The organism is Latilactobacillus fragifolii (assembly GCF_905332535.1).
GTDB lineage: Bacteria > Bacillota > Bacilli > Lactobacillales > Lactobacillaceae > Latilactobacillus > Latilactobacillus fragifolii.
The window spans coordinates 1-23,574 of sequence record NZ_CAJOCF010000009.1 but is presented as its reverse complement, the minus strand read 5'-3'; the positions used below and the strand labels follow the sequence as shown (position 1 = coordinate 23,574).

The window sequence follows — 23,574 nt, the reverse complement described above, 5'->3', positions numbered from 1 at the left end:
ATGAATAGAGATAAAATTAAAACCATCAGTGATTTAACGCGGCATGCACGTCAAATAGGGTTAATAGTCAGACTGCAAGGGAAGGCATCTATCAATCATAGGTTACCCGATTTGTTGCTTTTAATTTCAGGGCCAAATAGGCAACGACTAACGTTTGCGAGTCCGATGCAAGACTTTGAAATTGAGGGTTTGTTTAAAGCTGATTTTGCGAACATGCTACAGGCCATCGACGATGATACCGTTATGATTGATACCTTGGAGGTACTAGATAATGTCATTCCAAGCTAAACGAAAAGTTGATATCCAAGCGGAAGTTAAAGAGTTGGTGACCCAAGCTAACCAACAAATTAAACAGTTTGAGACGTCTGTTGAGCAACGAAAAGAATTCTTTAATTTCATGAGTGAAATGTACAACTATTCGCCGCGTAATCAAATGTTGATTCGCTCGCAATATCAAGGCGCCTTAGCGGTCGCGCCATTCAGTTATTGGAAAAAAGAAGGCATTAGTGTTCGTAAAGGTGAGAAGGGGATTAAAATCTTATCACCTAGAACGGTCTCACTTTTTAAAGACGCTGATGGACGATACAAGCAATTGGCAAAGGCGACGACTAATGAGAAGCTGGATATTCAATTAGGGCGTATTCAGACCGAGTCTAAAACCTACTTTGCGATTGGGCACGTATTTGATATCACGCAAACTAACGCTAAAGCTGAGAACTATCCGGATCTCTACCCGAACCGCCCTTATCAGCTTGATCATAATGACCCAAAGCAGCTTGATAATATGAAGACCGGCCTGCTAGACGTCGCTAAAGAGTTAAATATACCCGTTTATATGTCGCAAAAAGAAGTTCCCCAAGTCGCACTAGGTGCGGCGAAGGGCGCTTTTTTTATTGGGCAAAATAACCAAAAGGGGATTGTCCTCAGTGATCGTTTAAGTGTGCCGGAACAACTGGGTACTTTAACGCATGAACTGGCGCACGCCGCCCTGCACGATCATACTAAAGCACACGAAACAGGTTACTGGTCAACCCATCAGTTAAATGGTCAAAGAGCGGAAAATGTTAAAGAATTACAAGCCGAGATGGTCAGTTACGTTGTTAATAAGCACCATGGTTTAGATACCAGTGCCGAAGCGATTAACTACATGGCCAGCTGGACAAAAGGAATCAAAGACTTTGATCAAAATAGTGATATTTTCAAAGATATTCAAAGTACTAGTCGGGACTTTATTCAAAAAGTTGATGCCTCATTAATGCGCAATCAAGCACAGACGAAGGCAAATAAAATCAGTCAGGGGGCATTAATGCGATGAAAAAAGTCAAAACCGTATCGGGTCTTACAGCCCGTAGCCTGAATCAAAATGCCAATAATGCCATTTTAACTTTAACAAGTCAGGGATACGAAATCATGGGCTTACAAAATGCTAAGAGCCTGGTTGGTTATAGTGTCTTGATTGTCTATGAAAATGGTAAATCGATCCAAGATGAAATACGGAATCAAGCATACGATATTTATAATAAACGCTTTGCACCGTTGATAATAGCGGTGTTAGGAGCGATTGGCCTTATTGCTTATTGGTTCATGAGACAGTATGTCTTGTTACCGGGTATTCAAAATCCAATTCACCAGGCTTTTTATTGTTTGGCAGGCGTCGGCCTTAGCTTAGTTATTATTGGTTTTCTGCAAGATCGGTTCCAAGGACTATCGCTGCTAGATATCCTCTTAACTATCATTCTAGCGGTTTTAGGCAGCTTATTATTTAAAAGGTTTGCGCTGCCTTTACCCTGTAATTTGAGTGAGTACCTAGGCTACATTTTAGGGTTAGCTGTATTTGTTGTTATTCGCTCGCCACTTAATCGCCTTTTAATGAAGTTAGGTTGGCTAAAGAGGTGGTACGATGACTAAAAAACAATACCCACAATGGAAAAAATACTTAGCGAGTCCTTGGGTGTTAGCGAGCATTGCGCTTGTCAGTTTAGTGGTTGGCATAATGTTGGTTTGCTTATTAAGTCATTTTATAGACTATTTTAGATTGTATATCCAAACAGTAAAACAAAGCAAAAAATTACTAGAAACTGGACAAAGCATTAAACCAGCACCCTTTCAATTTAAATTGAGCTATTTAGTGACGTTCGCTAAAATACCGAAATTAAAGTATATTCTATTATTTTTATTAGGACTCTGGGCGACTGCCATTTCAAGAAAACTATATAAAATGCGGATTGCCTATAAGGATATTAACTTAGGGACGGAAGGAACGGCTAGTTTTACTAAAGTGTCGCAAGCGATTAAAGAATATCCGAGTATCCCCCTAGATGATAAGCCGTATGACGGCCTTTCAGGCCCGCCGGTTTTGCATATTAAAAATCAATATCAAACAAGCGGCTACCATGGCGCAGGGAGCCGCTTTACTAAGTTACATTGGTATAGTCCAAGGAAGGCACGTAGTTGGCACAAAAATGACAAGTTGAAGCGTTTAATTGTGTCTAATGGGTTCGACTTAATAGACACAGTTAATACGAATTCGATTACGGTCGGCGGATCACAATCCGGGAAAACCGAATTGTTTACTTATCCGACGATTGATTTAGTCATGCGCGCCAGTCAAAAAGATAGTCTAATCCTGACTGATATTAAAGGTAATATGGTCAAGAATACGCGTAAAGAATTAGAACGCTTTGGCTATCGCGTGTTAATTTTCAATTTGGTAAATACCAAGAAATCAATGCACTACAATCCTTTGGAACTTATTAAAGAAGCCTATTTTGATGACGATATCGATGAGGCTGAAACGCAAGCCAGAACTTTCGCGTATACACTTTACCATCAAGAAAAGTCAGGCACCGATCCAATTTGGGAAGAAAGCTCAATTGCTTTATTTGTTTCGATTATCATGTTGATGTGTTATCAATGCAAACGGGATAATACACCCGAAAAAATTACCCTATATAGTTTATCGATGTTTGTGAACCTCTACTGTACCGACTTTGACGACGATAAGTTAACTTCTTTTGACAAAATGGTGGACGCGATGCCATTGGATCACCCAGCACGGTCTAATTATACAACGATTAAAATGTCACAAGATGTGACCCGTTCAAGTATCTACACGGGCTTTCAGGCCAAAATTAATGAGTTTGCCTCCAGAAATGTCGCTAAACTCACGGCTCAAAGCGATTTTAACTTTAAGGATTTAGCGTATAGTCAACAACCGGTAGCCTTATTTATTGTGGCACCGGACTATGATGATTCAAATTATGTCTTAATGTCAACGTTTATCACACAATGTTGTTATGTGCTTTCAAAAGCAGCGACTATGGCGAGCGGCTCTACATTACCACGACGCGTGCGGTTTCTGTTAGAAGAAATTGGTAATATTCCAACGATTAAAGGCTTATCGCGCTACATGAACGTGGGGCTAGAACGGGGCTTAATTTATCACTTAGTTGTTCAATCGTTAGCGCAGCTAGAAGAAAAATACGGTGAGAAGGGGCAAGAAGCCTTATTTAGTGCTTGCGGTAACAAGTATTTCATTATGGGTGATGGCAAAAACGATGCGGATTTATTTTCGGATTTACTTGGTAAAACCACGGTTATTTCAGGCAGTCGGCATGGTGATCCGATGTCGATGGATAAGTCGTATGGTGAATCTGAAAAGGGCACTTATCTGTTACGTGCTGATGATTTACGCCAATTAACAAAGGGTGAGTGGATTGTTGTTAGAAGTAAGCACCGCGAAGATTTAAAAGGTAATCGGGTTCAACCTAAGCCAATAGAAGCCAAGATAGAACAGGGAACTGAAATGTTACATCGTTATGAATACTTGGCAGATCGTTTTAGTAGTGATGAGACACTCGATGCGGTCGCTGATGAATTATGTGCGGGCTTTGAAGAAGTGGACTTAAAGAACTTAATCATCGGTCAGGATAAACCGACTGTATCCAATGAAGCAACACAGACAACTGGCGTTGAATCAGATAGTCAAGAGGTCGATACAGATAGCGGTGACCAAACAGAACAAATCTTAAACTTTGATGCGATTAAAGAGCGCCAAAGACAAGCCAAACAACAAACAACTGGACCCTCTTCTGAGACGGCTAATGAAGCTGACCTTAAAGAGGATAGTATCGATGGCATCAATGAAACTAGCACGCCAATCAATCTTACTGAGGGGCAAAGGATTATGCTGAAGAAATGGTATGAAGAGCGTTTTTCGAAAGCCGTTGTTGATGCCTTAATGGCCGTTGAAAACTTTGAAGAACTAAAGAAAATGTTGACTGACCATAACGATCAAGAACTTTATACAACAATATCTGAAATGATGGGTTTGAAAGTTGGAGGTGAGGCTAGATGAACCCCTTTGTGTTAGGTATGTCAGATCCGGAAATTATGAGTTATTTACAGAAGTTTTCTCATTTACTGCGAATCAATAATATTTTTATCGATTTTTTCAGGTATTGTATGTGGTGGATTGATTATTCCTTAGGAATACTGTTAAGCGGCATGAGTAAAATTTTCTTCGGTATGTATGATTTACTAAATATCTGGGACAGTCCGCAAATTAAAGCGTTTGTTGATCCGTATCGACCCGTGTTTTATTCATTAGCGGCCGCTGGTTTAGTTTGGGCTGGTATTCAGGTGATGCGTAATCGAAAGGTTGACTATGCCGAAAAAATGAATAATTTTGTGTTAGCGATTGTGTTGTTTTTAGGGATTAGCTTTTTTGTTAGTCAATTAGGAAGCTTAATCCAAACGACTGTTGGAACGATTCAGCAGACAAGTAATCCGGTTGTTCAAATCTATCAAGGGGATATCACAGATTTAATGACCGTTGATAAAAACGGCTGGAAAAGCGCCAAAGAGCCGCAGAATTCGATTAAAACGATGGAGGATGTGCGCTATATTGGTGCGGATGGTATTTCTGATGTCCTTAGTTCGGGGACTTTAGGCTTTGGTAGAACCAAGGGGCTTTCAGATACCGGGGCGGCCTTTATTGGGAAAAAAATTCGCACTATTAATGGCGAGAAGACCTTAGATGATATGACCGGTGTCTTTAGTAAACATAAGTATTATTACCAATATATGTGGCACCCTTGGTTGATGTTGATTGAGATTTTAACCATGTTTTGTGTGTATGGCCTATCAAGTGTTAAGGTGGTCATTTTGATTCTCGAGCTCAATGTGCTGGGCATCATTACGCAAGGTGTCGCTTTGACGGGGATTGATAAGTCTGATCGCAATCGCAAACTATTAACGAGAATTAGGGACACTGCCGTTGTGCTTGTTTTACAAGCGCTGTTACTAGCACTCTATTCAATATTTGTTTCACTGAGTGCCGGGGTGATTAGTAGTCAGGTTGGTAAATTACTCGCACAAATAGGTGGCGCAATGTTTGCCGTGATGGGACCGAATATGATTGGTGAACTATTCGGTATCCGCTCAGAAGTCGGTTCAATTGGTGGCACTTTAATGGGCTTGTCAATGGGTGGTAGTGCTCTTGCGAAGGGCGCTAAAAGTATGGGTAGTACGATTAAATCGACTACCCAAAGCGCAGCTAGAAAAGTAACCCAAACTGGTGGCGCACTTAGTGGTGCCGTGAGTGGTTTTACTAAAAAACCAAGTATGCCAGCAGTTGGCGATCGAATAAAGGAAGAAATTGGCAAAGGCAACATGCCAGAATTAGCACAAGAAATCGGTGAAAAAGCCGGTATCTATGAAAATATGAATCAAAAAACTGGCACCCCTGGGGCAAGCCATCAGGCGACTGGGAGCGATAATCCAGGTCAAGGAACACCTGCATTAGGTGAAACTGGCGGTATTGCAAGCCCAATGCCAGCCAGTTCATTCAGTGGATCACCTGAAAACGCAGCTGCCAGTCCAGAAATTGATTCAGCCGTTGGTGAACAATATGATGGCACAAGTAGTAGCGGTGATCAACCAATTAGTGTCACAGCCGCTAAGCAACGTCTAGGAATTGCCACACCACCAATGATGCCGTTTGTTAAAAGTAAACAACCTTTTGACAATGTTGGCCAGCGCCCAACACCGGCAATCAATTTAAATCAAAATAAACTAGGCGCAGCGGGTAATATTAGCGGTGGTAACAGTCAGACAGGTGGAACGGCAATTGGAGCTAGTCCGGCAGTTAGTGCCGTTGGCAATAGTAGTCAGCCGCTAGAGTTGCCGGTTAATACGGCGACAATTCCATTAATGGCGACGCAATCACGTCAAATTTTAAATATGGATATGCAGAGCCAACTAGAACAAAACATTGCCAATACCTCGACTAATACGGTTGAACAGGGGGTTTTAGGCGCTTATTCAAACGTTGCGGGTAGAATCACGGCAACTCCAACGGTACAAAAAGCGCAGCGGAAATTCTCAATTGCGCAACGGACGACTAGCAATCTTAGAAAATAAAAACAATAAATTGAAAGGTAGACGACCTAGAACAATTGGGTAGTCTACCTTTTTAATATGCAAGGAGGGTCATTATGGCACATCGTGTTCCGTATTCTCAAAAGCTACATGTTGAACAGGCTTACAACGCTAAATTGTCAATTGCCGATTTCATGATTGTTGGCGCTGTGTCTGGGGCTAGTTTTATCTTTGGTTATTTCTTTTTCTCACCAATCATATGGCCCATTTTTGGCGCAGCGTCATTAATTATTGCTTATTTATTTGTGAGTCCTAGTGGCGAACCAGGCAAGAAAAATTACCAAAAAGTCTACATTATCCTGTTTAAAAAAAGGGCGGTTTATCACTCCATTAACCGCCCTCAAGAAAGGTGGTGGCGCTGATGCAGTTTGACGCAAAAGCCGAAAAAAGGCGGCTTAAAGAAGCTGAAAAAACCAAAAAGAAACAGTTGGCGAACGCTAAAATCCCCGATATTTACCCAATTTCAGGGATTACAACTGAGGGTTATTTAAAATTCACTTTTGGCACACGGATATTTTATGGCGAAGTTTTTGATATCAAAAAGTACGATCTCGAAAAGTTACCAATTGACCGCGCCGACACAATCGAAGAAACTGCGACTCGCTTATACGGTGAGTATCAAGGGCCAATCAAAGAAATCTTCCGCAATTTTCCAGAACGTAACCAGGCCCAGCAAGACTATTTTAAACGCTTGATGACCCGCACGAATGATTTAAAGCGGCTTAATTGGATTGAGGATCAATTAAATATTTTGATTCATTTAGAGAAAACCTATACCAAGCTAGGGTCTTGGCAGATTATTTATGGTGAGTCGTTAACCGAATTAAAAACCAATATTGAGCGGTTAGAAAAATACAAAAACGTTTTTGGTTTTTATCCGATTACGATCGCTGAGAAAAAACTATTATTTAATTTAATTAATAATCCAGGAGGCTTAATTAATGGCGAAGAAGAAAACGAATAGCCGTGACTTACAGTTTATCTATGATACGCAGCCTAAAGGTAATCTAAACGTGAAAAATGAGTATGTTAATCAACAAGGGGCGGTGTTCTCAGCCTGCATTCACATTATTAATTTGCCCGATGAGTTCACAGATTTTTGGCTGACGACGTTAACAGCTTACGATAATACGATGTTAGTTGTCGATCACTTTAAAGATCGCTCCAAAGATTACCCCAAATCAATTAAAGACTCAATTCGAGAGTTAAATATCCAATATGATCGTTCTTATGATCAAACAGAAAAAGACGATATTGCCCAAGATGTCAGCATTTTACGGGGCTTATCACAGGACTTACAAAAACGGGGGATTTCCGTTCGCGATTTACATTTACGTTTGTTTGTCTATGGCCCTAATTTAAACACCTTAGAAAAACGGGTTAATGAAGTTATTCATTCGATCAGTAATTCAGGCTTTCAAGGCACCGTCTTTTTGGACGAGAACGACGATGAATATCGTTCAATCTTTTTACCTGGTAATGACCAAAAGCTCTTACGTAGTAATCGTGAAGCCTTACCAATGCCCACGCCTATTTTAGGTTTAGGCTATGGCCATAACCAAACCTCCCTAGCCGATCCGCGAGGGGCTTATTATGGTTACACGCGGACGGGTGGTCTTGTGTACTGGGATTTATTTGATATTTCACCAGGTCGGTTCTATTATAACTTTTTCTTGTCAGGCGATATGGGGTCTGGGAAATCAACGATGCTGAAAAAAATCATTCAGGATCGCTTAATTCGCGGTGATTTAGTCCGGGTCTTTGATAAATCAGGCGAATTCCGTAGTATGGTTGAATATTACGGTGGCAAGATTGTTCAGTTAGATGGGTCAAACGGCATGATTAACATGTTCCAAGTTTACCCCATTATCACTAACAAAGATTCTGATGACGTTGATGTCCAGGGGAGTTATCGCGCTAAATTAGCGAGTTTAACGGTTAACTATAAATTGCTGTCCCACGGTGCCAATGATTATGATGCCAAAATATTTACTGATCTTTGCGATCAGTATTATAAAGCTAATCATTATTTTGATCGTGAACAGGCGATCACCGATTTAGCCCCAACCGATTATCCAACAATCACGGATATTATTACGTTTATTCAGCAAAAAGCCGAAAAACAAACGGATGATGAACTCCGTAGAAGCTATACCCGAATTCAAGTCAATTTAACCCCGTTAAAAACACAATATGGCAATCTGTTTGATGGTCCAACAACAATCGTCAACGTTAATCAGACGGACTTTGTAAGTTACGATATTTCGAGTCTAGATGGCTATGATGAAGATATTCAAAATCTACAATTGTATAATGCGATCAATGCCGTCTATAACGATTCAATGCGCTTAGGACGCCACGAAAAAGATGCTTATGACAAGCACGAAAAGACGTTAGATGATGTCCGGCACTTCTTAATTGCCGTTGATGAATGTCACAATCTTTTGAATATGGATAAAGGGTTTGTTGTGGAAACTTTCGTCACACTGATGTCAGAAGCGCGTAAGTTTTTTGGCGGCATCGGTCTGGCCACACAACGAATTGGTCGCATGTATCCAAGCGGCTCTAACGCATCTGATAAAAGTACCATTCAAGCAGTTAATAATCTGACACAAATCTATGGTTTGTGCCAATATAAGTTTATTTTAAAGCACGATTATACGAATGTGGGTGACAAAGATAATCCAGGAATTTTACGTAAAGTCTATTCGTCGTATTTAAACGATGCCGATTACCAAGAAATTCCCCACTTCGATAAAGGTGATGGTATTTTAATTACTGGCGCAGAAAATTTGATAATGCATTTTCAAATGACTGAGAAAGAACTTAACTTATTCCGCGGGGGCGCCTAAAATGGATCGTGAAACCGAAGCGACCTTAAAAACAATTAAATGGATTAAAAGGATTATTACCGGGTTAGTAGGGAGCACCCTATTAACCTCTTTTTTTATGGCAATCGCTATTGTAATATTGAGCTTTTTCCTGTTACTCCAATCCGCTGAGAATGACAATCAAGATTGTGGTTACTCAGGCGCTACAAAAGGAATTTCGAGTAAGGTATTACGGTTTCAGAATCCGATTGCAGAAGAAATGCAAAAAGACGGCGTCCCTTCCACTTGGTTAGGTGTTTTGCTGGCGCATGTCCAGCAAGAATCCGGAGGCAACGCTGAACAGTACCCAGATATTTTTCAAGCATCAGAAAGCATGGGCTTACCACCAAATACGTTAGGGACCCAAGCTAGTATTGAACAGGGGGTCAAATTCTTTAAGTCACAGTTAGCGGCCGTCAAGGATATTACCGGCCATGAACCAAGTCCAACTAATGAGGGCGACGTTAATATCACGAGTGTTTTATATAACGCCCCAGCCTTTGGCCCCTGGCTTAAAAAAACACACGGTGGTCAATGGTCAGTGGCCGCAAATGATGAATTTTACGAACAGGTCTTGCCAACTTATGGCGCCGGCCCTGGTGATAAAAACTACTATAAACATATCTTGCAGTATTACGACGTTAAAGGCGGCACCGCCTCAACTGGTGCCAATACGAATGAAGATTGTGGTGCTAGCGGGAGTGGTGATCAGTCAGGCAATGCCATTATCGCCGAAGCTCAGAAGTATTTGGGCATTCCCTATGTATGGGGCGGTAAGAACCCCGAACAGGGTATGGATTGTTCCGGGTTCGTCGGGTATGTTTTAACGAAAGTAACAGGCAAACAATATCCGCAATATACGGTTGCACTTGAAACCAAAGGTGACATGATGTTTGCCGGTGGCAAGCCTGATATGAGTCAATTACAACCAGGAGATATGTTGTTTTGGGGTGCCCATGGTGCGAGCCATCATATTGCTTTCTATATGGGGAACGGTAAGGTCATCGAAGAACCACAACCGGGGGACGTTTGTCATATTCGTGTTTATAAAGATGGCAGCGAACCAGACTTCGCTGTTAGACCCAAGCTGTAAGCGGTAGACATAACTTTAAAGAAGGTGAGCACCTATGAAACTAATTAAAAAAATACAACAATCGGTCGTGTCTGGCTGGCACGGCTATCTAGGTTGGTGGAACACCATTCCACAAGCAATACTAGCCAAAAGGCTCATAACACTATATCAGCTTACATTTGGATGCCTTAAAGTTTTAATAATATATTTTCTATTTGGTATTCCAGTTAGGTACTTCATACAAGACAAACTATTTCTGCCGAGTGCTAAACTTCATAATCTAATAGCCATATATAGCTTATTGCTAGTTTTGGTATGGCTTAGCTGTATAACAAGAGGATTTAAGAAAAAATATTTAAAAGAAGCTGTTTCGCTATTTGGATTAACCTGTTACCCCGCAGTCTTTTATTTAAATTTTTCTGGACAAATGATATTAAACATACTTGGTGAACTTTTTGTAACCAGTATTCTTATTTTTTTGATTATTATAATAATCCAGATCATCAAACTTTTAATTACTAAGTCAATTAACAAAGATATGACATTTGATAAAAGTAATCCAACGCAAAAAATATTTAACAAGTCTAGTGTTTGGCACGAATATGAGCGGATGACTAACCCACCTAAGAGTGCAAAATGTGTCAAAGTATCGGCAGACAAGGCAGATGAGGATAATAGTAATCTGCCTCTATATCCCGAAAGTGTTAATACCAATGAATATGTTGCGCGCCAAGCTCGCTTGCCTGCAGAATTGATTGAACATGCTAAGCAGCTTGATGACCTAGGCATCTATTCTCTGCCAACTTTGAAATTACAAACAAACTTTCCAATTCGTTTTACCTTAGAAGTGCCGATAGATTAGATGATTCATTCCAAAGCTAAGGAGGCTCAACTTAATGTCAAAAAGGGATATTAGTCTATTTATTATTATTGTTTTATTAATGATTGGTGGTTCACTAGCGATCGAAAAGTTTAATCTAAATGGCCAACCTGATCAGCAATTAACTACGCAATTAGCTTCAACAACTAAGGAACGCGATAAATATAAGGCTGAACTGGCGGTTAAAAATAATGATGCTGCAGTCAAAGATTCTACGACAGCAAAACAAAAAGACTCATCTTCAGTTGGTGTCCAAAACGTCGACTTAAAACAAGTTGACCAGTGTATGACACAATTCATTCAGCTAATGTATGCCAATAATGATCGTAATTTAATGCACCGTTATGAGAAGATGAAACCAGTTTTATCGGGTCAAGCACTTGAACAACTAAAACCAAAAAGTGACACGCCAAACGCTGATGATGGCAAAGACGCAGCGACCATTACCGATATAAAAAATTATGTTGCGCCACAAAGCACGTCACAAATTGATGTTTTAAGTGAGTACACTTTGAATTCTAAAGTTGGTGATAATGAAATTAAATCACCAATGATTTTGAAAGTAGTAATGAGTGTCACAGATAATCATTATTCAATTAGTGAGTTTAAAACGAATTCAGCGTTCGCAAGTAACCTATCAGATCGGAAGTGAATAAACTGAACTCTTTTAAAAAGATCCTTTCTATCAGCGCACTAACATCTGTAATCTTAATGACGTTCTTAATGTTAACTATGATTAACACCGAAAAGAATCGCGCTAGTATCAGTCCAACGAAATTAGAAAGTGCACACGCACTAATTTTTTATCGTGATGACTGTCCAAAGTGCCGGCAACATTTTTTAACTTATTATTTAAAAAGTCTTGTTGATGATCACTATGTTTTGATCAACACTAACAATGCTTCTAACGCAAAGTTAGCGCAACACTATTATGTTGAAAAAGTACCAACCATTATCGTGAAATGAGGTGAGCCATTGTTCTCAAATCAAATCGATCTATCGAATCATTCAGCTAAAAGCTATAAAAAGTTATTTTGGATTTCATTGCTTGTGCTTTTACCATTAGTTATTTTAGGATTCACAACAAAAAATATCGGCGCCAAAAGTGGTCTCAAACCGCCAGCAACTTTTGACGCCAACGACAATACTTTTCAACTCGCCTACGTTGACCGTGATATCAAAAAGGAACAAGTTACCTTACAACTTTATGTTGAGCATAATCAGATTGATGCGTTACACCCGATCTACGGTTACGTCGCAAGTAGTCGCGGCGGCAGTACTAAAAAGATGACAACCGATATGCAAAAGATTAATGATTCGTATTATGTTTTAAAAATTTATCATGTTAAGCCACGCTTAAAAAATTTATTTGTTGCCGTTCAAACTAAAAAGGAAAACAAAGATTTTAGTAAGTCTGTGCGAGCAGCGCAAATCTCAATTAAAGATATTTCAGCTAAACAGAATAAAGTTAATCAAAGTCACGCTGCCTATCAAGAAAATTATTTAAGGTTTATGGTCACTCTTAGTCAGCTGTCAATTGATAGTAAGGTTAAACAAATTAACCGCATCAATGACCGGATAAAAGATTATCAATCCGATTTAAATGAACAAGAAAAGACTTTAAAACTTCAAAGCGGTTCGGATCGAGCTAAGACTAAACAGAGAATTTCAGATACAAAAGACGATATTGATAGTCAACGAAAATCAATTGACAAAGCAAGTCAAGCGATTAAAAAGTTAAAAGCAACTAAACAAGAATATGAGGCTAAACTCAATCAATAAACAAGTTGCTTAGCTAAACCCAGTCCGTTTTTGATAATTTCCAGGCTGGCTTAACCAGGTCATTGGACTGGTTGAACTGGCTGGACAACTGGTTATTTGGGATTTTGAACTGGATTGAGGTTTTAAAAGAACTGGTTATCGCGCTATATAACCCAGTTCGAATCGATATTCTGACCCCGGTCTAAAAACAACCCGCACTGCGGGTTCCCCATTTATGGGGTCAGTTCTGTATTATGCTCTTACAACCCTAGATTCTCTTAGGGTTGTTTTTTTGCGTGTTCCACGCAAACCCCAAATGCTTTTTTAACGTCTAGGAGTTGATTTTTATGGAAATTAAAATTCGTAATCTTTCAAAAACGACCTTAGCTGGTCTTGATGACCTTGCCAAAAACAAAGGTGTGTCACGTGAAAGTTATGTGCGTACATTGTTAGAAAATTTTGTACGTACACAAAATGTGACGGGTGAAGTGAACGACTTAAATGAAGTTTTAAATCACGCTTTAACCGTCATCGAAAATAACACGGTTGCTTTTAACAAAATTAACAGACAACTAAAAACTAGGAAGGATATTAATTTATGATTATTAGAAAAGAAATTGGTTTTCGTGATCGTGAATATGGCTACCAATATTTAAAAACATACCAAGCGAAATACCCTGACTTGCCAACGTATAAAATTTTAGAAATTATCTTTGAAGAACACGCCAAAATGGAGAAGGCGTTAGCTGAGAGAAACGACTTAACAAAAGCCATTAGTCAACAAGTGATTGGTGAGTTGAAAAAGCCATTAGATATTACACGCGTTCGCACTGGCTACATTGATAAAAATGTGCGTGCGTTATTGTTAATTCTTAATTCATTTATTTTAGCGCGCGGACTTGATGATAAACTACCCGTCAAAGATATTGATTTTATGGCGCAGCCAATTCAAGATGCGCTAGATAAGATCACTGCGGAAATTCAAAATTATCGGACAACTAAAAAGAATAATCGTGAGTCTGATCAGTCATGACTGTTCGACCAGGCATTGTTCAAACCGGAAAATTTATTCCAAATAATCACCAAACGTTTGCGAACTACATCAATTATATTGATCGGAACGAAGCCATGCGAAATGCTGCTTTCGAAAAATACAACGCAATTAGCTACGACGGTTACAATGATTATATGTTAAACCCGCTTAAATCAAATGGCCTGTTTACTGCCAATAAAAATAGTTTAAATGCAGCGGAACGTAACGATTTGAAAAATCTCTTTAAGCAGGCGCAGCAAAATGGCTCAGTCATGTGGCAAAATGTTATCTCGTTTGATAACCACTTTTTAGAACAAAAAGGTCTTTTTGATCCGGTTAATCAAACTCTTAACCAAGACAAACTACAAGCAGCGATCCGTTCAGGTATGAATAAGTTACTCAGCGAAGAAGGGTTAAGTGATTCAGCTGTGTGGTCTGCCTCAATCCATTTAAACACAGATAACATCCACGTCCATGTGGCGACCGTTGAACCTAATCCAACACGTAAAATGAAAACTTTAATTGATCCTAAAACACACAAAACTTACCAAGTACGTGACGGCTATATCAAGAAAAAGTCATATGACGCGTTCAAAAGTGCTGTCGCCAATGACTTGTTAAATCGCAATCGTAGCCTAGAACGTCTTAGTCATCTGATTCGTGATCAACTGCCTAATGAACAATCATGGCAAACCCTTAACAATCGTAAGTATCTCACCATGTATCGTAATATCCGTTCACGGCTACCCGCTAACCATCAGCTATGGCGTTACAACGTGAATGCTTTGGATGCAGTGCGACCAATGATTGATCAAATGACGACCCAGTATCTACTAGAATACAAACCAGAGCTTTTAAATGAGTTTGACACTTTACTTAAACAAGAAGTTGTCTTTCGTGAAGCGCTCTACGGTACCGGACAACAGGGTAAAGAATTTAATCGTGCGAAAGACTACCTTAAAAATAAGTATCATGAGCTTTATTCAAAAATGGGTAATAGTGTGCTAAGTGAAATGCGCCTTGCTGACCAACAATCTTTACCGAAACACAGATTAAGTGAGGACCAACCAACTAACATTTATCAAAAGCCTTTACAAAGTCCCACAACGGCGATCCGTGCAATGAAAAACATCAAAAAACAATTTAGTCGGAACGTTGAACAAGAACGTGGCGTTAAACAATATATGAAAGAACTCGAACAACAAACTCAACAAGAAGAACAACTTTATCGTTAAAAAGCACGTCTCTAAAAATGAGACGTGCTCTTTATTTTGTTCATTTTAAAATTAGGAGGCAAAGTAATGACCACTTTTCAAGAACGAGTAAATCAAGCTAAACAAGTTTCAATTGTCGACCTAGCTATTAATAATGGCGTTGAAGTCACCAATATTTCTGCGCGTTACGCTAAAGGAGTTGAACACGACTCATTAGTGTTTGATAAACAAAAGAATACCTTTAGTTGGTTCTCAAGAGACGTTAATGGAGATCCAATTAATTTTATGCAGTCCTACTTAGGCGTCGATAACTTTAAAGAAGCTGTCGATAAGATTCTCTCCGGAAAAGCCAGTGGTAACTATCAGACTGTCGCCAATAAGCCAATTAAACGTGAGCCGTTTCAATACTATTTTCGAAATAGTGACTCGATTAGTGCCGTTAAACACTATCTGCATGATATCCGGGGAATTGATTCAGAAATTATAACGGCACTGCATAATAAAGGGTTGTTACAACAAGATATTAATCAAAATGCGGTCTTTGTTTGGGGACGCCAGGGCACTCCCGTCGGCGCCTCAGTACAGGGAACACAAGTTGATAAGGAAAAGTTTGGTAAACGCGGAACCGCAAAGTATATCGGTAAGAATAGCTTGCAGGACTTCGGCTTTAATGTTTCGATCGGTAAGCCAGAAAAACTTATTCTGTTCGAAGCGCCAATTGATCTTTTATCCTATTGGACTGAGCATAAGGAATTGCAAAATACGATGCTGTTTTCAATGGATGGTCTCAAGGAACGCACTGTTTACAATGCCATGAATTATATGTACGTCGCTAAAAATAGTTTACCAACTAACGGTGTTTATTTGGGCGTTGATAATGACCCGGCAGGCCACAAGTTTATGGATAAGTTCTCGGGGAAAGTTTTTGAAGTTGGCGAAACCGGGCAAGAAGTAGCCTTTCATTCTTTAATCCCTAACGACTGGGATATTCCAGCCCATCAATTAAATGACTATCAAGCAATCGCTAACCAGTATGAGATTGAATGGCAATCTTTAGCCGCTGCCCACAAAGCAACCTCTAATCTAACACCAGACATGCAAAGCGCTAACGGATACGGTTACGAGGGCCTTTTGTCCGATAGTCCAGTCAATAATAAATCACAACAAAACCGTTCTTTGGAAAAGGAGCTTAAGGAAGCGGCGGGACTTATTAAGGCAGCTAGTGATGCGGGACAAGTTAACTGGAACAAGGTATTTCAAAATGACGGTTTTGCGGAAAACTCGTTGGTTATCCATCAATTAGCACAAAAAGCCGAATCATACTATCAAATGTACACCAATCAAGGAGCACGACCAGTTCAAAATTTAGCCAAGGATTGGAACGATGATTTAATCGCTAAGCTAAATAAACAGGCCGAACAACGGCTATTAAATACCGAATATCAAAGTGATCGTGGTTCTTTAAAGATCACGAAGAGGTTGCAAGACAATCGACAAAAATACGTTGCTGAGCAGCAAGCCTTTAATGGTGCCGTTCAGTTCTTTGAGGCAGACTCGCCCCGTGAAATGGACTTTTTAATCAAAAATTATGGCTATAACGCCGTTGATAAGCAGGACGAACGGGTAATGGGGGCCACCCAGCAGCACAAGCAGCACCAACAAACCAGATCACGTGCATTATCGCGATAAAAGCCTTTCATAAAACATAATATAGCGTTATAATAAGTCTATCTTAAGTAATATTGACTTATAAAGTGTAGAAAGGTAGCTTATTTAATGACTGATAGTAAGAAGGTTACTTTAAATGTTAAAATTGACGCTGAATTAAAACAACGTGCTGAAGAGGCTTTTAAAGCGATGGGCGCAAATACTACCGTCGCTGTCACCATGTTTTTTAAAGAGGTTACAGCTACTGGGCAAATGCCATTTGTACCGAAAGTCTATTCTGAAAGCCAACAAGGGAGTAATGAAAAATGATAATCATAATGAGTATTTTGCGTGGTATTTGGTTTGTAATTGATCGCTTAAGCGACTTATTCGCACTTCCCTTTTATTGGCTAGCTAAGGGTATTTTGTGGAGTTTCAATCAATTTATGCTGTTTTTATTTGCGCAGCTAGAGGCCAATCAGGTATTGGGCTTTTTCCTACTCGGCGTATTATTCTTTTCCGTTTGGCTATTATGGAAAATGTTGTTTTTACTCCCAGTAATTAGTATTGTTGTTATCTTGATACCGTTAATGGCCTTTTTTGCAAAATTAACTGGGGCAGCCATTATGTTAATCCTTTTCTATATGGCTTATCTAAAAATCAAACAAGTTATTCGGCACAAAAGGCAGCGCCGTGCAGCGAATGCTAAAAAAGCTGGTTTCTCCTGAGAGAGAGCGGCTTTTTTGTTTTCTAAAAGTTATTTGGATAGTTAGAACCAGAGTCTTTGTTAGAAGACATATTCCAAAAATAGTGACAGTGTCTGTCACAAAAAGACAAGAGGTGAATATTGAATGGCCACCTTAAAAACTGAAGTTGTGACGTTTCGGGTCACGAAAGCTCAGTATCAGAAAATCGCAGTTCTTGCCAAGCAAGCTAATATGACAGTTAATGAATGGACGCGGCATACAGCGTTAGGCACACAAATTAAACCAACCTTAATTCAAATTGGCACAACAATTGATGATTTTCTAAATGAAAAAGATGCCCCCTAGGGACATCTTTTTTGGTTTATAATAAACTACTAGTCTGCGTATTTAAAACTACCTAGTTCATGAAACAATAATAGCAAGCTATCTTTTGTTACCTCGCTGCGACAAGTCAACAGTGCACTACCGTTTTGATAAAATTTAATTGATTTTAACCAAGCATTACTGCAAGTAACTTCATCCAATTGGAAGCCATTACGTAAGAGTTCAAGGTCTTGTTGGCAGTCAATCTTTCTTGAAATCTGTAATACCAAAAAAATTAGTTCAACTGTCATCGTTAATGTATTGTAGCGTGAAAAGGTCGTCGGCCGAATAAATTTAATGCTTTTCGCTGTGCATTGTAAGCTAATATTGTCCATTTTAATTTCTTGCTTTAACTGTTCAAGAAGGACTTCCTGCGTATAAGCCTCGCCAAATCGTAAGGCGCGATAATGATTGATAATGATGCTTGCATTCTGATCGATGACTTGTAAGATGAGCGTTCTGATCGGGATTGCTTCGAATTCTGTTGTTTCTAGCTGGTCAGAAATGAGCGTCATAACTTGTTCGACGTTCATAATTTCTGAGCGGTGATCTCGAATTGGCCACGGCTCTGCCGCATACCAGTCGTCAATCATTAGCTGGTCTAAAATTGATTCTAATAGTAATAAATGGTGGCATATCATATCTTTTTGGTCAACAAACCGTAAAACGTTACTTTCCCCGACATGATACCGGTCTTCAACTTCGTATTGTAACTTTAATTGTTGCACGTTTTCAGCTAATAAATCGGTGACATCATTGATCGCTTGACCAATATTGACGCTTAATGCTTTTGAGAAGTAAGTTTCTAAATTGATGTTTTTCATGGCTGGTTCCTCCTAATTATAGTAGACTATTGGTGATTTTAATGTAGATTAACGCTAATTTAACGATGATGAATCCTAAACTAAACAGAACTAACAAGATACCTTTTAAATCTTGTGTCGTGAACGGTGTTTCACTATCGAATAGTTGGTTTAAAAGACTTAAACTATGCTGAATAAGTAATTTTTTCATATGAACAAACCTCCTCTTATATTTGGTAACTAGCTTACGTTTTTCAAAAGAGCACAGAGTAAAAAGGACGCAACCTTGCGTAGCACGCGTAGCGCTTGAGGTTGCGCCCTTTTTATGGCGTGCTAGGGCTTGAACTGGAGGCTAGAAGACGCAGTGCGTCTTCTAGCCTTGCTTTTGACCTTAGCTTAGCGGCCGGTTTGCCCTGTTTCATTCAAGTCGTAGACAAGTGCCCTCTTTGGCGCGCGGTGGTGGTGGCTGGAGCGCGCCAAAGAGTATGTCCTCGATAAGGACACGGGTTTTGTGTCCTTACCAAGGGCTACTACCAATGTCAACAAAACGCTTTAAAAACAAGCCTTTTAAACACATAAAAGCAACTAGAAACGTTGATATTAAAGGGTTTCTAGTTGCTTTTTATGGTATAATGAAGATAAGCAGAAAGTTAGTGACGGTTGGCAAAACTTAATGTTAGGTGGTGGTGCTTATGAATGTAAGTACTGAAATCTACGAAAGGAGTAGCCGTTTTGTTGTTAGGGATAATCCTAGCTATGATTTCTGGTGTGACTGTGGTCGCTCTAGCGCTTGAAAAAGCGTTGGACGCCTGTACACTAGTAGTTGTGGCATGGAAAAACCTTTTAAAAACAATAAAAAAATAGCCGTCCCATACTTTTGACCGAGTAGGATAGCTATTTTCATATCTTATTAATGTCAACCGTCTTTAGCGGTCTGCGTGGGAACTATGTTAGCGCATGGTTCCCTTTTTCTATGTCTTTATTGTAGCACGCTTGTTTGAGGCATTCAATCATTACTACTTAAAACACCCGACACTATCAATTCGACCGTTAAGGTAGTCTTCAATCTCAAATTCATTATTTAACCACCTAAGTGCTTGGCTGAACGTCTTAAATTCTTCAGTATAGGCCTGGCCTTGCTCGTTATCAACCGCAATTACGGTTCCGTCTGAAGTGGCGATATACTTGCCGATTAAGTTATCACTGACAAGTGGATTCTGATAATTTTCAATCAAGTATTCAATTTGAGCTAATTTTAATTTATATATATTCATTAGTTTAGCCCATCGCTTTCCATTAAGAATTGGGTACCATTGTCACGGATATTTTTAAACAACGCCAGATATTCAAGGTCGGTATGTTTAGCACTATTTTCTTGAAATTTAGAATAGGTTAATTCTAGGGCTTGGTACTCTTCACTTTTAATGGTACTAGGTTTAATTTTCATATCGATACAAAGTAGAGCTTGCATGAACCACTTTGGGCTTTCGTCGTACAAAGTTTTCAACGTTTTATAATAGGTATTTAATAAGTTAATTGCCACGCTATCTTCAACAATTTCGGCCATGGGCTTTGCCAACAAGGCTTTATAATGCTTAGCTGGCACGCGGGTTTCTTCGTACATGAAAGTCATATCGGCCATGGATTGCGCCATTTTCGCAACGGGTAGTTTCGTAAAGTCATCATAATTAGTTTTCATATTAGGCAATCTCCTCTTGTTCGTTTTGTTTAGTGATTTGTTTTAATCGTGGCTCTAAGGCACACCACTTAGAACTGTTACGATTGAAATAAAACCATTTGCCATTTTGAAATAAGTAAATATTCGCAATCATTTCGTATCCTTGTTTTAGGTCATTCATTAAGGCTAAGGCATTGGGATACTCAGTAATGTTAAGCTCCTCGTCACGGTCACGGTGATAAGCAATTGTATATTGCCCACTAAAATAGTCTTCGCGTAAGCGTGCTTGTTCTTCTGGGGCTAGTGCTAAGTACTCTTGATTGAACATGGCACCAAAGCCATATCGTTTGACGGCTTCACATGGCGCTAATTGCTTACCTAATGACGATAAATCACCTAGTTTAATTAATTGATTGACGGCCTGTTGGTCGGTGTAACTTGCTTGCAGAGTTGTGCCAACCCCTTCAAAATAACCGTCAAAATGAACATAAATGCCTTGATACCCTTTATCTGTTTCAGTAAAAATATAAGAACGTGTACTCATAATTTATTCCTCCAATATTTAATAAATAGCTTACATTTTTCAAAAGGCAACGACGACGACTAAAAAGCAAGCCCTGCGGAGCACACGAAGTGCTTGGGGCTTGCTTTTTTGGCTAGGAGTGGCATTTGAAATATCAAAAAGACCAGGTTTACCTGGTCTATCATTTTGCAACGTGGGCGCGTTTAGCGACCAGGGTGCTGGGCTTGAACTAAGCACTTCGGTTTTGAACTTGCCTTTCGCAGTCGCTTGCGACTGCTGGGTGTCGAGCGGTGGAGGTGGTCGGAGCGAGTAAACCCAAATCTAACCTAAACTAGAAATGAGGATCCATAATGAAATTTAAACGTTTAACATTCTTTGCACTTTCTTTTCTTTTAATACTAAGTGGCTGTTCTCAAATAACTTCTAATACAGCAAATAACGGCTATTCTAGCTATTCCATGAACAAAGCTGGTGATTATAAAACTTTGGCTAACAAAGACTTTAAGAGCGGTTCTAACCCTTATTTTGAAGTTAATAATAACCAAGCTAAACTTGACCCTAGTTCCTGGAAAAATGAGCATATCGAATACAGCAATCTTGATCAACTGAATCGTGCTGGTACCACCACTGCATATTTATCAGACAAGAATCTTGGCCGATCTGAATCACGTACTGAACAAACATGGCGGCCGACTGGGTGGCATAATCAGCCAATTACAATTAACGGTCGACGAGTTTTTCCACAGAATAGAGGACATCTAATTGCTTATACAGTAACTTTTTCATTTGATCAGAATGGCACCTACGTACCAGGTCAATTAGGTAGCTTGAATAACCCAAAGAATCTTGTGACACAAACTGAGTTTAGCAATCAAAAAACTATGCAAATTTTTGAAGAAAAGGTCAGGGACTCACTCGCGCAACACAAGAAAGTGATCTATAGAGTAACACCAATTTTTAGAGGGGACGAATTAATGCCGCGTGGCATATGGTCGCAAGCGATCTCAACTGATGGCACATTGAACTTTAACGTTTATATCTGGAATGTGGAACCAGGTATTAGCTTTGACTATGCCACTGGGCGCGGTCATGCCGATCGCAACGAACGAATCAGTAATAAATCGTGATTTTTTACTACTTTTTACTACTAATTAGTAGTAAAAAGTAGTATTTAGTGATATAGTATACTTATCGATGAGGGGAGGGATCAAATAATGGCTAAAAACTATCTTCCACTTCACGCTTATCTATATCCTGAACGTGAAGAAGACCGTCAACTCATTGACTATATCAATAGCGTCAGCGTGCCCAAGTCAACCCTAGTCAAAGAAGCAATTAAAGCCTTCATGGAAACCGAAAAAGGGAAGGCTTTCAAAAAATAGTTGTGGATGTTGATTAGTTCGATGATAGTGGTTCAATAAATTCGGAGGTGTTATTATGAAAAAATCAGTAATTCGAGTAACAAGTTCAGCTATGCTTGCAGCAATACTTTTCAGCACTGTAGCCCTAGCTGGGACAGCACACGCACAAAAGGCATGGGTGGCACGTAAACCACAAGAAATTCAAATCGTAAATGGTCAAAAAGAATATACTATTCAATGGGGCGATACCCTTTGGGCAATCAGTCAAAAAACGAATATCACAATTAGCAAGCTAGCTCAAATTAACAACATTGGCGACGTTAACTTTATTATGACGGGTAATAAATTGGTTTTAAACTGGGATTCTAACGGTAATGCGACCGCAACGGTTGTAAACCAAGATGGCTCAGTTCAATCAACTTCTGCGATTACAAGTCAAGATAAGGTTGATCCAAGTAAACAAGTTGGCACAAGCGTTTCTGATCAAGCAGTTGCCAACGCTGAAACAAAAACACCCTCAACCAATACAGTAACGCCAAGCACTAATGGCACTACTTCAAATAACAATTCAAATAGCAATAATAACTCTAATAACAATAGTGGGAACGTCACACCACAACCCGCTCCCAAACCTAACCCCACACCAACACCTGATCCAAAGCCGACACCACAACCTACCCCTACTCCAACACCAACCGATAAAGTTTTAGGGGTACCATTTGTCAGCCAAGGTTCAACAATGTTATGTGAAGGCTCCTCATTACTTGAAGCTCTTCAATATAAAGGCCATACAAGTGAAGGTTTGTATACATTTGTTAACACAATACCAATTTCTCCTGACGACAATCCTTATAATGGCTACGCCGGTGAATGGCGTCATAATGTTGATGGTACATACCAAGGTATGATGTCAGCACCAGTTATTCAATGGGCCGCTAAATACGGTTCAACTTCAACCGATATTACCGGACAAGGGGTTGCGGGGATTAAGCAATCAATCTTGAATGGTAACCCAGTCGTTGCCTGGATTACGTATAACTATGAAGCACCTCAATTTAAACAGATGAGTTGGGGCCGGGCAGTATGGAACGGCCATGTAGTCAACGTTGATGGCTTTAAACCAGGTTATCTACATGTTGTTGATCCAGTCTTTGGAGCAAGATGGATTAACGAAACAACCTTTACAAATTCATTTAATACAACTGGCATGGCCGTTTCTGT

General features: G+C 39.6%; 28 protein-coding genes. 23 read left to right on the top strand and 5 right to left on the bottom strand.

The features are described from left to right. The 20 genes from J7Q78_RS08895 (at position 1) to J7Q78_RS08800 (ending at position 17,970) form a co-directional block, all read left to right on the top strand. Positions 1–288 (top strand): hypothetical protein, encoded by a 288-nt coding sequence (locus J7Q78_RS08895; protein ID WP_208423101.1) that lies wholly within the window; start codon positions 1–3, stop codon positions 286–288. Continuing rightward, the gene (locus tag J7Q78_RS08890) at positions 272–1,315 is read left to right on the top strand and encodes an ArdC-like ssDNA-binding domain-containing protein (RefSeq protein ID WP_208423100.1); all 1,044 of its coding nucleotides are present in this window, start codon (positions 272–274) and stop codon (positions 1,313–1,315) included. Before J7Q78_RS08895 ends, J7Q78_RS08890 begins: the two co-directional genes overlap by 17 nt. Then, the gene (locus tag J7Q78_RS08885) at positions 1,312–1,908 is read left to right on the top strand and encodes a hypothetical protein (protein ID WP_208423099.1); all 597 of its coding nucleotides are present in this window, start codon (positions 1,312–1,314) and stop codon (positions 1,906–1,908) included. Before J7Q78_RS08890 ends, J7Q78_RS08885 begins: the two co-directional genes overlap by 4 nt. Further along, a complete protein-coding gene (locus J7Q78_RS08880; protein ID WP_208423098.1) occupies positions 1,901–4,357 on the top strand; it encodes a VirD4-like conjugal transfer protein, CD1115 family in 2,457 nt (818 codons plus the stop codon). Before J7Q78_RS08885 ends, J7Q78_RS08880 begins: the two co-directional genes overlap by 8 nt. After that, a complete protein-coding gene (locus J7Q78_RS08875) occupies positions 4,354–6,423 on the top strand; it encodes a pLS20_p028 family conjugation system transmembrane protein (protein ID WP_208427759.1) in 2,070 nt (689 codons plus the stop codon). The genes J7Q78_RS08880 and J7Q78_RS08875 overlap by 4 nt, the downstream gene beginning before the upstream one ends. A gap of 74 nt (positions 6,424–6,497) precedes the next feature. After that, positions 6,498–6,803, top strand: a complete 306-nt coding sequence (locus tag J7Q78_RS08870) for a DUF5592 family protein (protein ID WP_208423096.1) — start codon at positions 6,498–6,500, stop codon at positions 6,801–6,803. Continuing rightward, positions 6,803–7,405: a hypothetical protein gene (locus J7Q78_RS08865; RefSeq protein WP_208423095.1), complete on the top strand. Its 603-nt coding sequence runs from the start codon at positions 6,803–6,805 to the stop codon at positions 7,403–7,405. The genes J7Q78_RS08870 and J7Q78_RS08865 overlap by 1 nt, the downstream gene beginning before the upstream one ends. Beyond that, positions 7,383–9,293, top strand: coding sequence for a VirB4 family type IV secretion system protein (locus J7Q78_RS08860; RefSeq protein WP_208423094.1), 1,911 nt, complete (start codon positions 7,383–7,385; stop codon positions 9,291–9,293). The genes J7Q78_RS08865 and J7Q78_RS08860 overlap by 23 nt, the downstream gene beginning before the upstream one ends. A 1-nt stretch (position 9,294) precedes the next feature. After that, complete coding sequence (locus J7Q78_RS10095; RefSeq protein ID WP_208423093.1) at positions 9,295–10,404, top strand: C40 family peptidase; 1,110 nt, start codon at positions 9,295–9,297, stop codon at positions 10,402–10,404. Between the two features lie 34 nt (positions 10,405–10,438). After that, the gene (locus tag J7Q78_RS08850; RefSeq protein ID WP_208423092.1) at positions 10,439–11,245 is read left to right on the top strand and encodes a hypothetical protein; all 807 of its coding nucleotides are present in this window, start codon (positions 10,439–10,441) and stop codon (positions 11,243–11,245) included. A 34-nt stretch (positions 11,246–11,279) separates the two neighbouring features. Beyond that, complete coding sequence (locus tag J7Q78_RS08845; RefSeq protein WP_208423091.1) at positions 11,280–11,915, top strand: hypothetical protein; 636 nt, start codon at positions 11,280–11,282, stop codon at positions 11,913–11,915. A gap of 71 nt (positions 11,916–11,986) precedes the next feature. After that, positions 11,987–12,229 carry a YbbN family protein gene (locus J7Q78_RS08840; protein WP_208423090.1) on the top strand — a complete coding sequence of 81 codons (243 nt, stop codon included), beginning with the start codon at positions 11,987–11,989 and terminating at the stop codon, positions 12,227–12,229. A 9-nt stretch (positions 12,230–12,238) separates the two neighbouring features. Further along, on the top strand, positions 12,239–13,045 hold the full coding sequence (locus J7Q78_RS08835; protein ID WP_208427758.1) for a DUF1149 family protein: 807 nt from the start codon (positions 12,239–12,241) through the stop codon (positions 13,043–13,045). Between the two features lie 326 nt (positions 13,046–13,371). Then, positions 13,372–13,626, top strand: coding sequence for a hypothetical protein (locus J7Q78_RS08830; RefSeq protein WP_208423088.1), 255 nt, complete (start codon positions 13,372–13,374; stop codon positions 13,624–13,626). Then, on the top strand, positions 13,623–14,057 hold the full coding sequence (locus J7Q78_RS08825; RefSeq protein WP_208423087.1) for a hypothetical protein: 435 nt from the start codon (positions 13,623–13,625) through the stop codon (positions 14,055–14,057). Before J7Q78_RS08830 ends, J7Q78_RS08825 begins: the two co-directional genes overlap by 4 nt. Beyond that, a complete protein-coding gene (mobP2, locus tag J7Q78_RS08820; RefSeq protein ID WP_208423086.1) occupies positions 14,054–15,292 on the top strand; it encodes a MobP2 family relaxase in 1,239 nt (412 codons plus the stop codon). The genes J7Q78_RS08825 and mobP2 overlap by 4 nt, the downstream gene beginning before the upstream one ends. Before the next feature lie 66 nt (positions 15,293–15,358). Then, positions 15,359–16,960 carry a DUF3991 domain-containing protein gene (locus tag J7Q78_RS08815; RefSeq protein WP_208427757.1) on the top strand — a complete coding sequence of 534 codons (1,602 nt, stop codon included), beginning with the start codon at positions 15,359–15,361 and terminating at the stop codon, positions 16,958–16,960. An 87-nt stretch (positions 16,961–17,047) separates the two neighbouring features. Then, positions 17,048–17,248: a type II toxin-antitoxin system RelB/DinJ family antitoxin gene (locus J7Q78_RS08810; protein WP_208423138.1), complete on the top strand. Its 201-nt coding sequence runs from the start codon at positions 17,048–17,050 to the stop codon at positions 17,246–17,248. Continuing rightward, positions 17,245–17,646, top strand: coding sequence for a hypothetical protein (locus J7Q78_RS08805; RefSeq protein WP_208423137.1), 402 nt, complete (start codon positions 17,245–17,247; stop codon positions 17,644–17,646). Before J7Q78_RS08810 ends, J7Q78_RS08805 begins: the two co-directional genes overlap by 4 nt. A gap of 123 nt (positions 17,647–17,769) precedes the next feature. Further along, positions 17,770–17,970: a plasmid mobilization protein gene (locus J7Q78_RS08800; protein WP_208423136.1), complete on the top strand. Its 201-nt coding sequence runs from the start codon at positions 17,770–17,772 to the stop codon at positions 17,968–17,970. 29 nt (positions 17,971–17,999) lie between these two features. On the opposite strand, the gene J7Q78_RS08795 is transcribed toward J7Q78_RS08800, so the two are convergent. The 5 genes from J7Q78_RS08795 to J7Q78_RS08775 all read right to left on the bottom strand — a co-directional run bounded on the left by J7Q78_RS08795 (position 18,000) and on the right by J7Q78_RS08775 (position 21,013). After that, positions 18,000–18,812: a hypothetical protein gene (locus J7Q78_RS08795; protein ID WP_208423135.1), complete on the bottom strand. Its 813-nt coding sequence runs from the start codon at positions 18,810–18,812 to the stop codon at positions 18,000–18,002. A 16-nt stretch (positions 18,813–18,828) separates the two neighbouring features. Then, entirely contained in the window at positions 18,829–19,002 is a 174-nt protein-coding gene (locus tag J7Q78_RS08790; RefSeq protein ID WP_208423134.1) for a hypothetical protein, read from the bottom strand. Positions 19,003–19,807: 805 nt separating this feature from the next. Further along, positions 19,808–20,065, bottom strand: a complete 258-nt coding sequence (locus J7Q78_RS08785) for a hypothetical protein (protein WP_208423133.1) — start codon at positions 20,063–20,065, stop codon at positions 19,808–19,810. Then, on the bottom strand, positions 20,065–20,490 hold the full coding sequence (locus J7Q78_RS08780) for a hypothetical protein (protein ID WP_208423132.1): 426 nt from the start codon (positions 20,488–20,490) through the stop codon (positions 20,065–20,067). Before J7Q78_RS08780 ends, J7Q78_RS08785 begins: the two co-directional genes overlap by 1 nt. Position 20,491: 1 nt before the next feature. Then, entirely contained in the window at positions 20,492–21,013 is a 522-nt protein-coding gene (locus J7Q78_RS08775) for a hypothetical protein (protein ID WP_208423131.1), read from the bottom strand. A gap of 329 nt (positions 21,014–21,342) precedes the next feature. On the opposite strand from J7Q78_RS08775, the gene J7Q78_RS08770 reads away from it, so the two are divergent. From J7Q78_RS08770 to J7Q78_RS08760, 3 genes are all read left to right on the top strand, one after another. After that, positions 21,343–22,119, top strand: a complete 777-nt coding sequence (locus J7Q78_RS08770; protein ID WP_208423130.1) for a DNA/RNA non-specific endonuclease — start codon at positions 21,343–21,345, stop codon at positions 22,117–22,119. Positions 22,120–22,206: 87 nt separating this feature from the next. After that, complete coding sequence (locus tag J7Q78_RS08765) at positions 22,207–22,374, top strand: hypothetical protein (RefSeq protein WP_208423129.1); 168 nt, start codon at positions 22,207–22,209, stop codon at positions 22,372–22,374. Positions 22,375–22,429: 55 nt separating this feature from the next. Further along, positions 22,430–23,574 (top strand): C39 family peptidase (locus tag J7Q78_RS08760; RefSeq protein WP_235688094.1); only part of this gene is annotated, 1,145 nt, incomplete at its 3' end.

Excerpts from the sequence above, each read along its gene's own strand:
- J7Q78_RS08895 (WP_208423101.1), top strand. The coding sequence starts at position 1 with ATGAATAGAGATAAAATTAAAACCATCAGTGATTTAACGCGGCATGCA.
- J7Q78_RS08890 (WP_208423100.1), top strand. The coding sequence starts at position 272 with ATGTCATTCCAAGCTAAACGAAAAGTTGATATCCAAGCGGAAGTTAAA.
- J7Q78_RS08885 (WP_208423099.1), top strand. The coding sequence starts at position 1,312 with ATGAAAAAAGTCAAAACCGTATCGGGTCTTACAGCCCGTAGCCTGAAT.
- J7Q78_RS08880 (WP_208423098.1), top strand. The coding sequence starts at position 1,901 with ATGACTAAAAAACAATACCCACAATGGAAAAAATACTTAGCGAGTCCT.
- J7Q78_RS08875 (WP_208427759.1), top strand. The coding sequence starts at position 4,354 with ATGAACCCCTTTGTGTTAGGTATGTCAGATCCGGAAATTATGAGTTAT.
- J7Q78_RS08870 (WP_208423096.1), top strand. The coding sequence starts at position 6,498 with ATGGCACATCGTGTTCCGTATTCTCAAAAGCTACATGTTGAACAGGCT.
- J7Q78_RS08865 (WP_208423095.1), top strand. The coding sequence starts at position 6,803 with ATGCAGTTTGACGCAAAAGCCGAAAAAAGGCGGCTTAAAGAAGCTGAA.
- J7Q78_RS08860 (WP_208423094.1), top strand. The coding sequence starts at position 7,383 with ATGGCGAAGAAGAAAACGAATAGCCGTGACTTACAGTTTATCTATGAT.
- J7Q78_RS10095 (WP_208423093.1), top strand. The coding sequence starts at position 9,295 with ATGGATCGTGAAACCGAAGCGACCTTAAAAACAATTAAATGGATTAAA.
- J7Q78_RS08850 (WP_208423092.1), top strand. The coding sequence starts at position 10,439 with ATGAAACTAATTAAAAAAATACAACAATCGGTCGTGTCTGGCTGGCAC.
- J7Q78_RS08845 (WP_208423091.1), top strand. The coding sequence starts at position 11,280 with ATGTCAAAAAGGGATATTAGTCTATTTATTATTATTGTTTTATTAATG.
- J7Q78_RS08840 (WP_208423090.1), top strand. The coding sequence starts at position 11,987 with ATGTTAACTATGATTAACACCGAAAAGAATCGCGCTAGTATCAGTCCA.
- J7Q78_RS08830 (WP_208423088.1), top strand. The coding sequence starts at position 13,372 with ATGGAAATTAAAATTCGTAATCTTTCAAAAACGACCTTAGCTGGTCTT.
- J7Q78_RS08825 (WP_208423087.1), top strand. The coding sequence starts at position 13,623 with ATGATTATTAGAAAAGAAATTGGTTTTCGTGATCGTGAATATGGCTAC.
- mobP2 (WP_208423086.1), top strand. The coding sequence starts at position 14,054 with ATGACTGTTCGACCAGGCATTGTTCAAACCGGAAAATTTATTCCAAAT.
- J7Q78_RS08815 (WP_208427757.1), top strand. The coding sequence starts at position 15,359 with ATGACCACTTTTCAAGAACGAGTAAATCAAGCTAAACAAGTTTCAATT.
- J7Q78_RS08810 (WP_208423138.1), top strand. The coding sequence starts at position 17,048 with ATGACTGATAGTAAGAAGGTTACTTTAAATGTTAAAATTGACGCTGAA.
- J7Q78_RS08805 (WP_208423137.1), top strand. The coding sequence starts at position 17,245 with ATGATAATCATAATGAGTATTTTGCGTGGTATTTGGTTTGTAATTGAT.
- J7Q78_RS08800 (WP_208423136.1), top strand. The coding sequence starts at position 17,770 with ATGGCCACCTTAAAAACTGAAGTTGTGACGTTTCGGGTCACGAAAGCT.
- J7Q78_RS08795 (WP_208423135.1), bottom strand. The coding sequence starts at position 18,812 with ATGAAAAACATCAATTTAGAAACTTACTTCTCAAAAGCATTAAGCGTC.
- J7Q78_RS08790 (WP_208423134.1), bottom strand. The coding sequence starts at position 19,002 with ATGAAAAAATTACTTATTCAGCATAGTTTAAGTCTTTTAAACCAACTA.
- J7Q78_RS08785 (WP_208423133.1), bottom strand. The coding sequence starts at position 20,065 with ATGAATATATATAAATTAAAATTAGCTCAAATTGAATACTTGATTGAA.
- J7Q78_RS08780 (WP_208423132.1), bottom strand. The coding sequence starts at position 20,490 with ATGAAAACTAATTATGATGACTTTACGAAACTACCCGTTGCGAAAATG.
- J7Q78_RS08775 (WP_208423131.1), bottom strand. The coding sequence starts at position 21,013 with ATGAGTACACGTTCTTATATTTTTACTGAAACAGATAAAGGGTATCAA.
- J7Q78_RS08770 (WP_208423130.1), top strand. The coding sequence starts at position 21,343 with ATGAAATTTAAACGTTTAACATTCTTTGCACTTTCTTTTCTTTTAATA.
- J7Q78_RS08765 (WP_208423129.1), top strand. The coding sequence starts at position 22,207 with ATGGCTAAAAACTATCTTCCACTTCACGCTTATCTATATCCTGAACGT.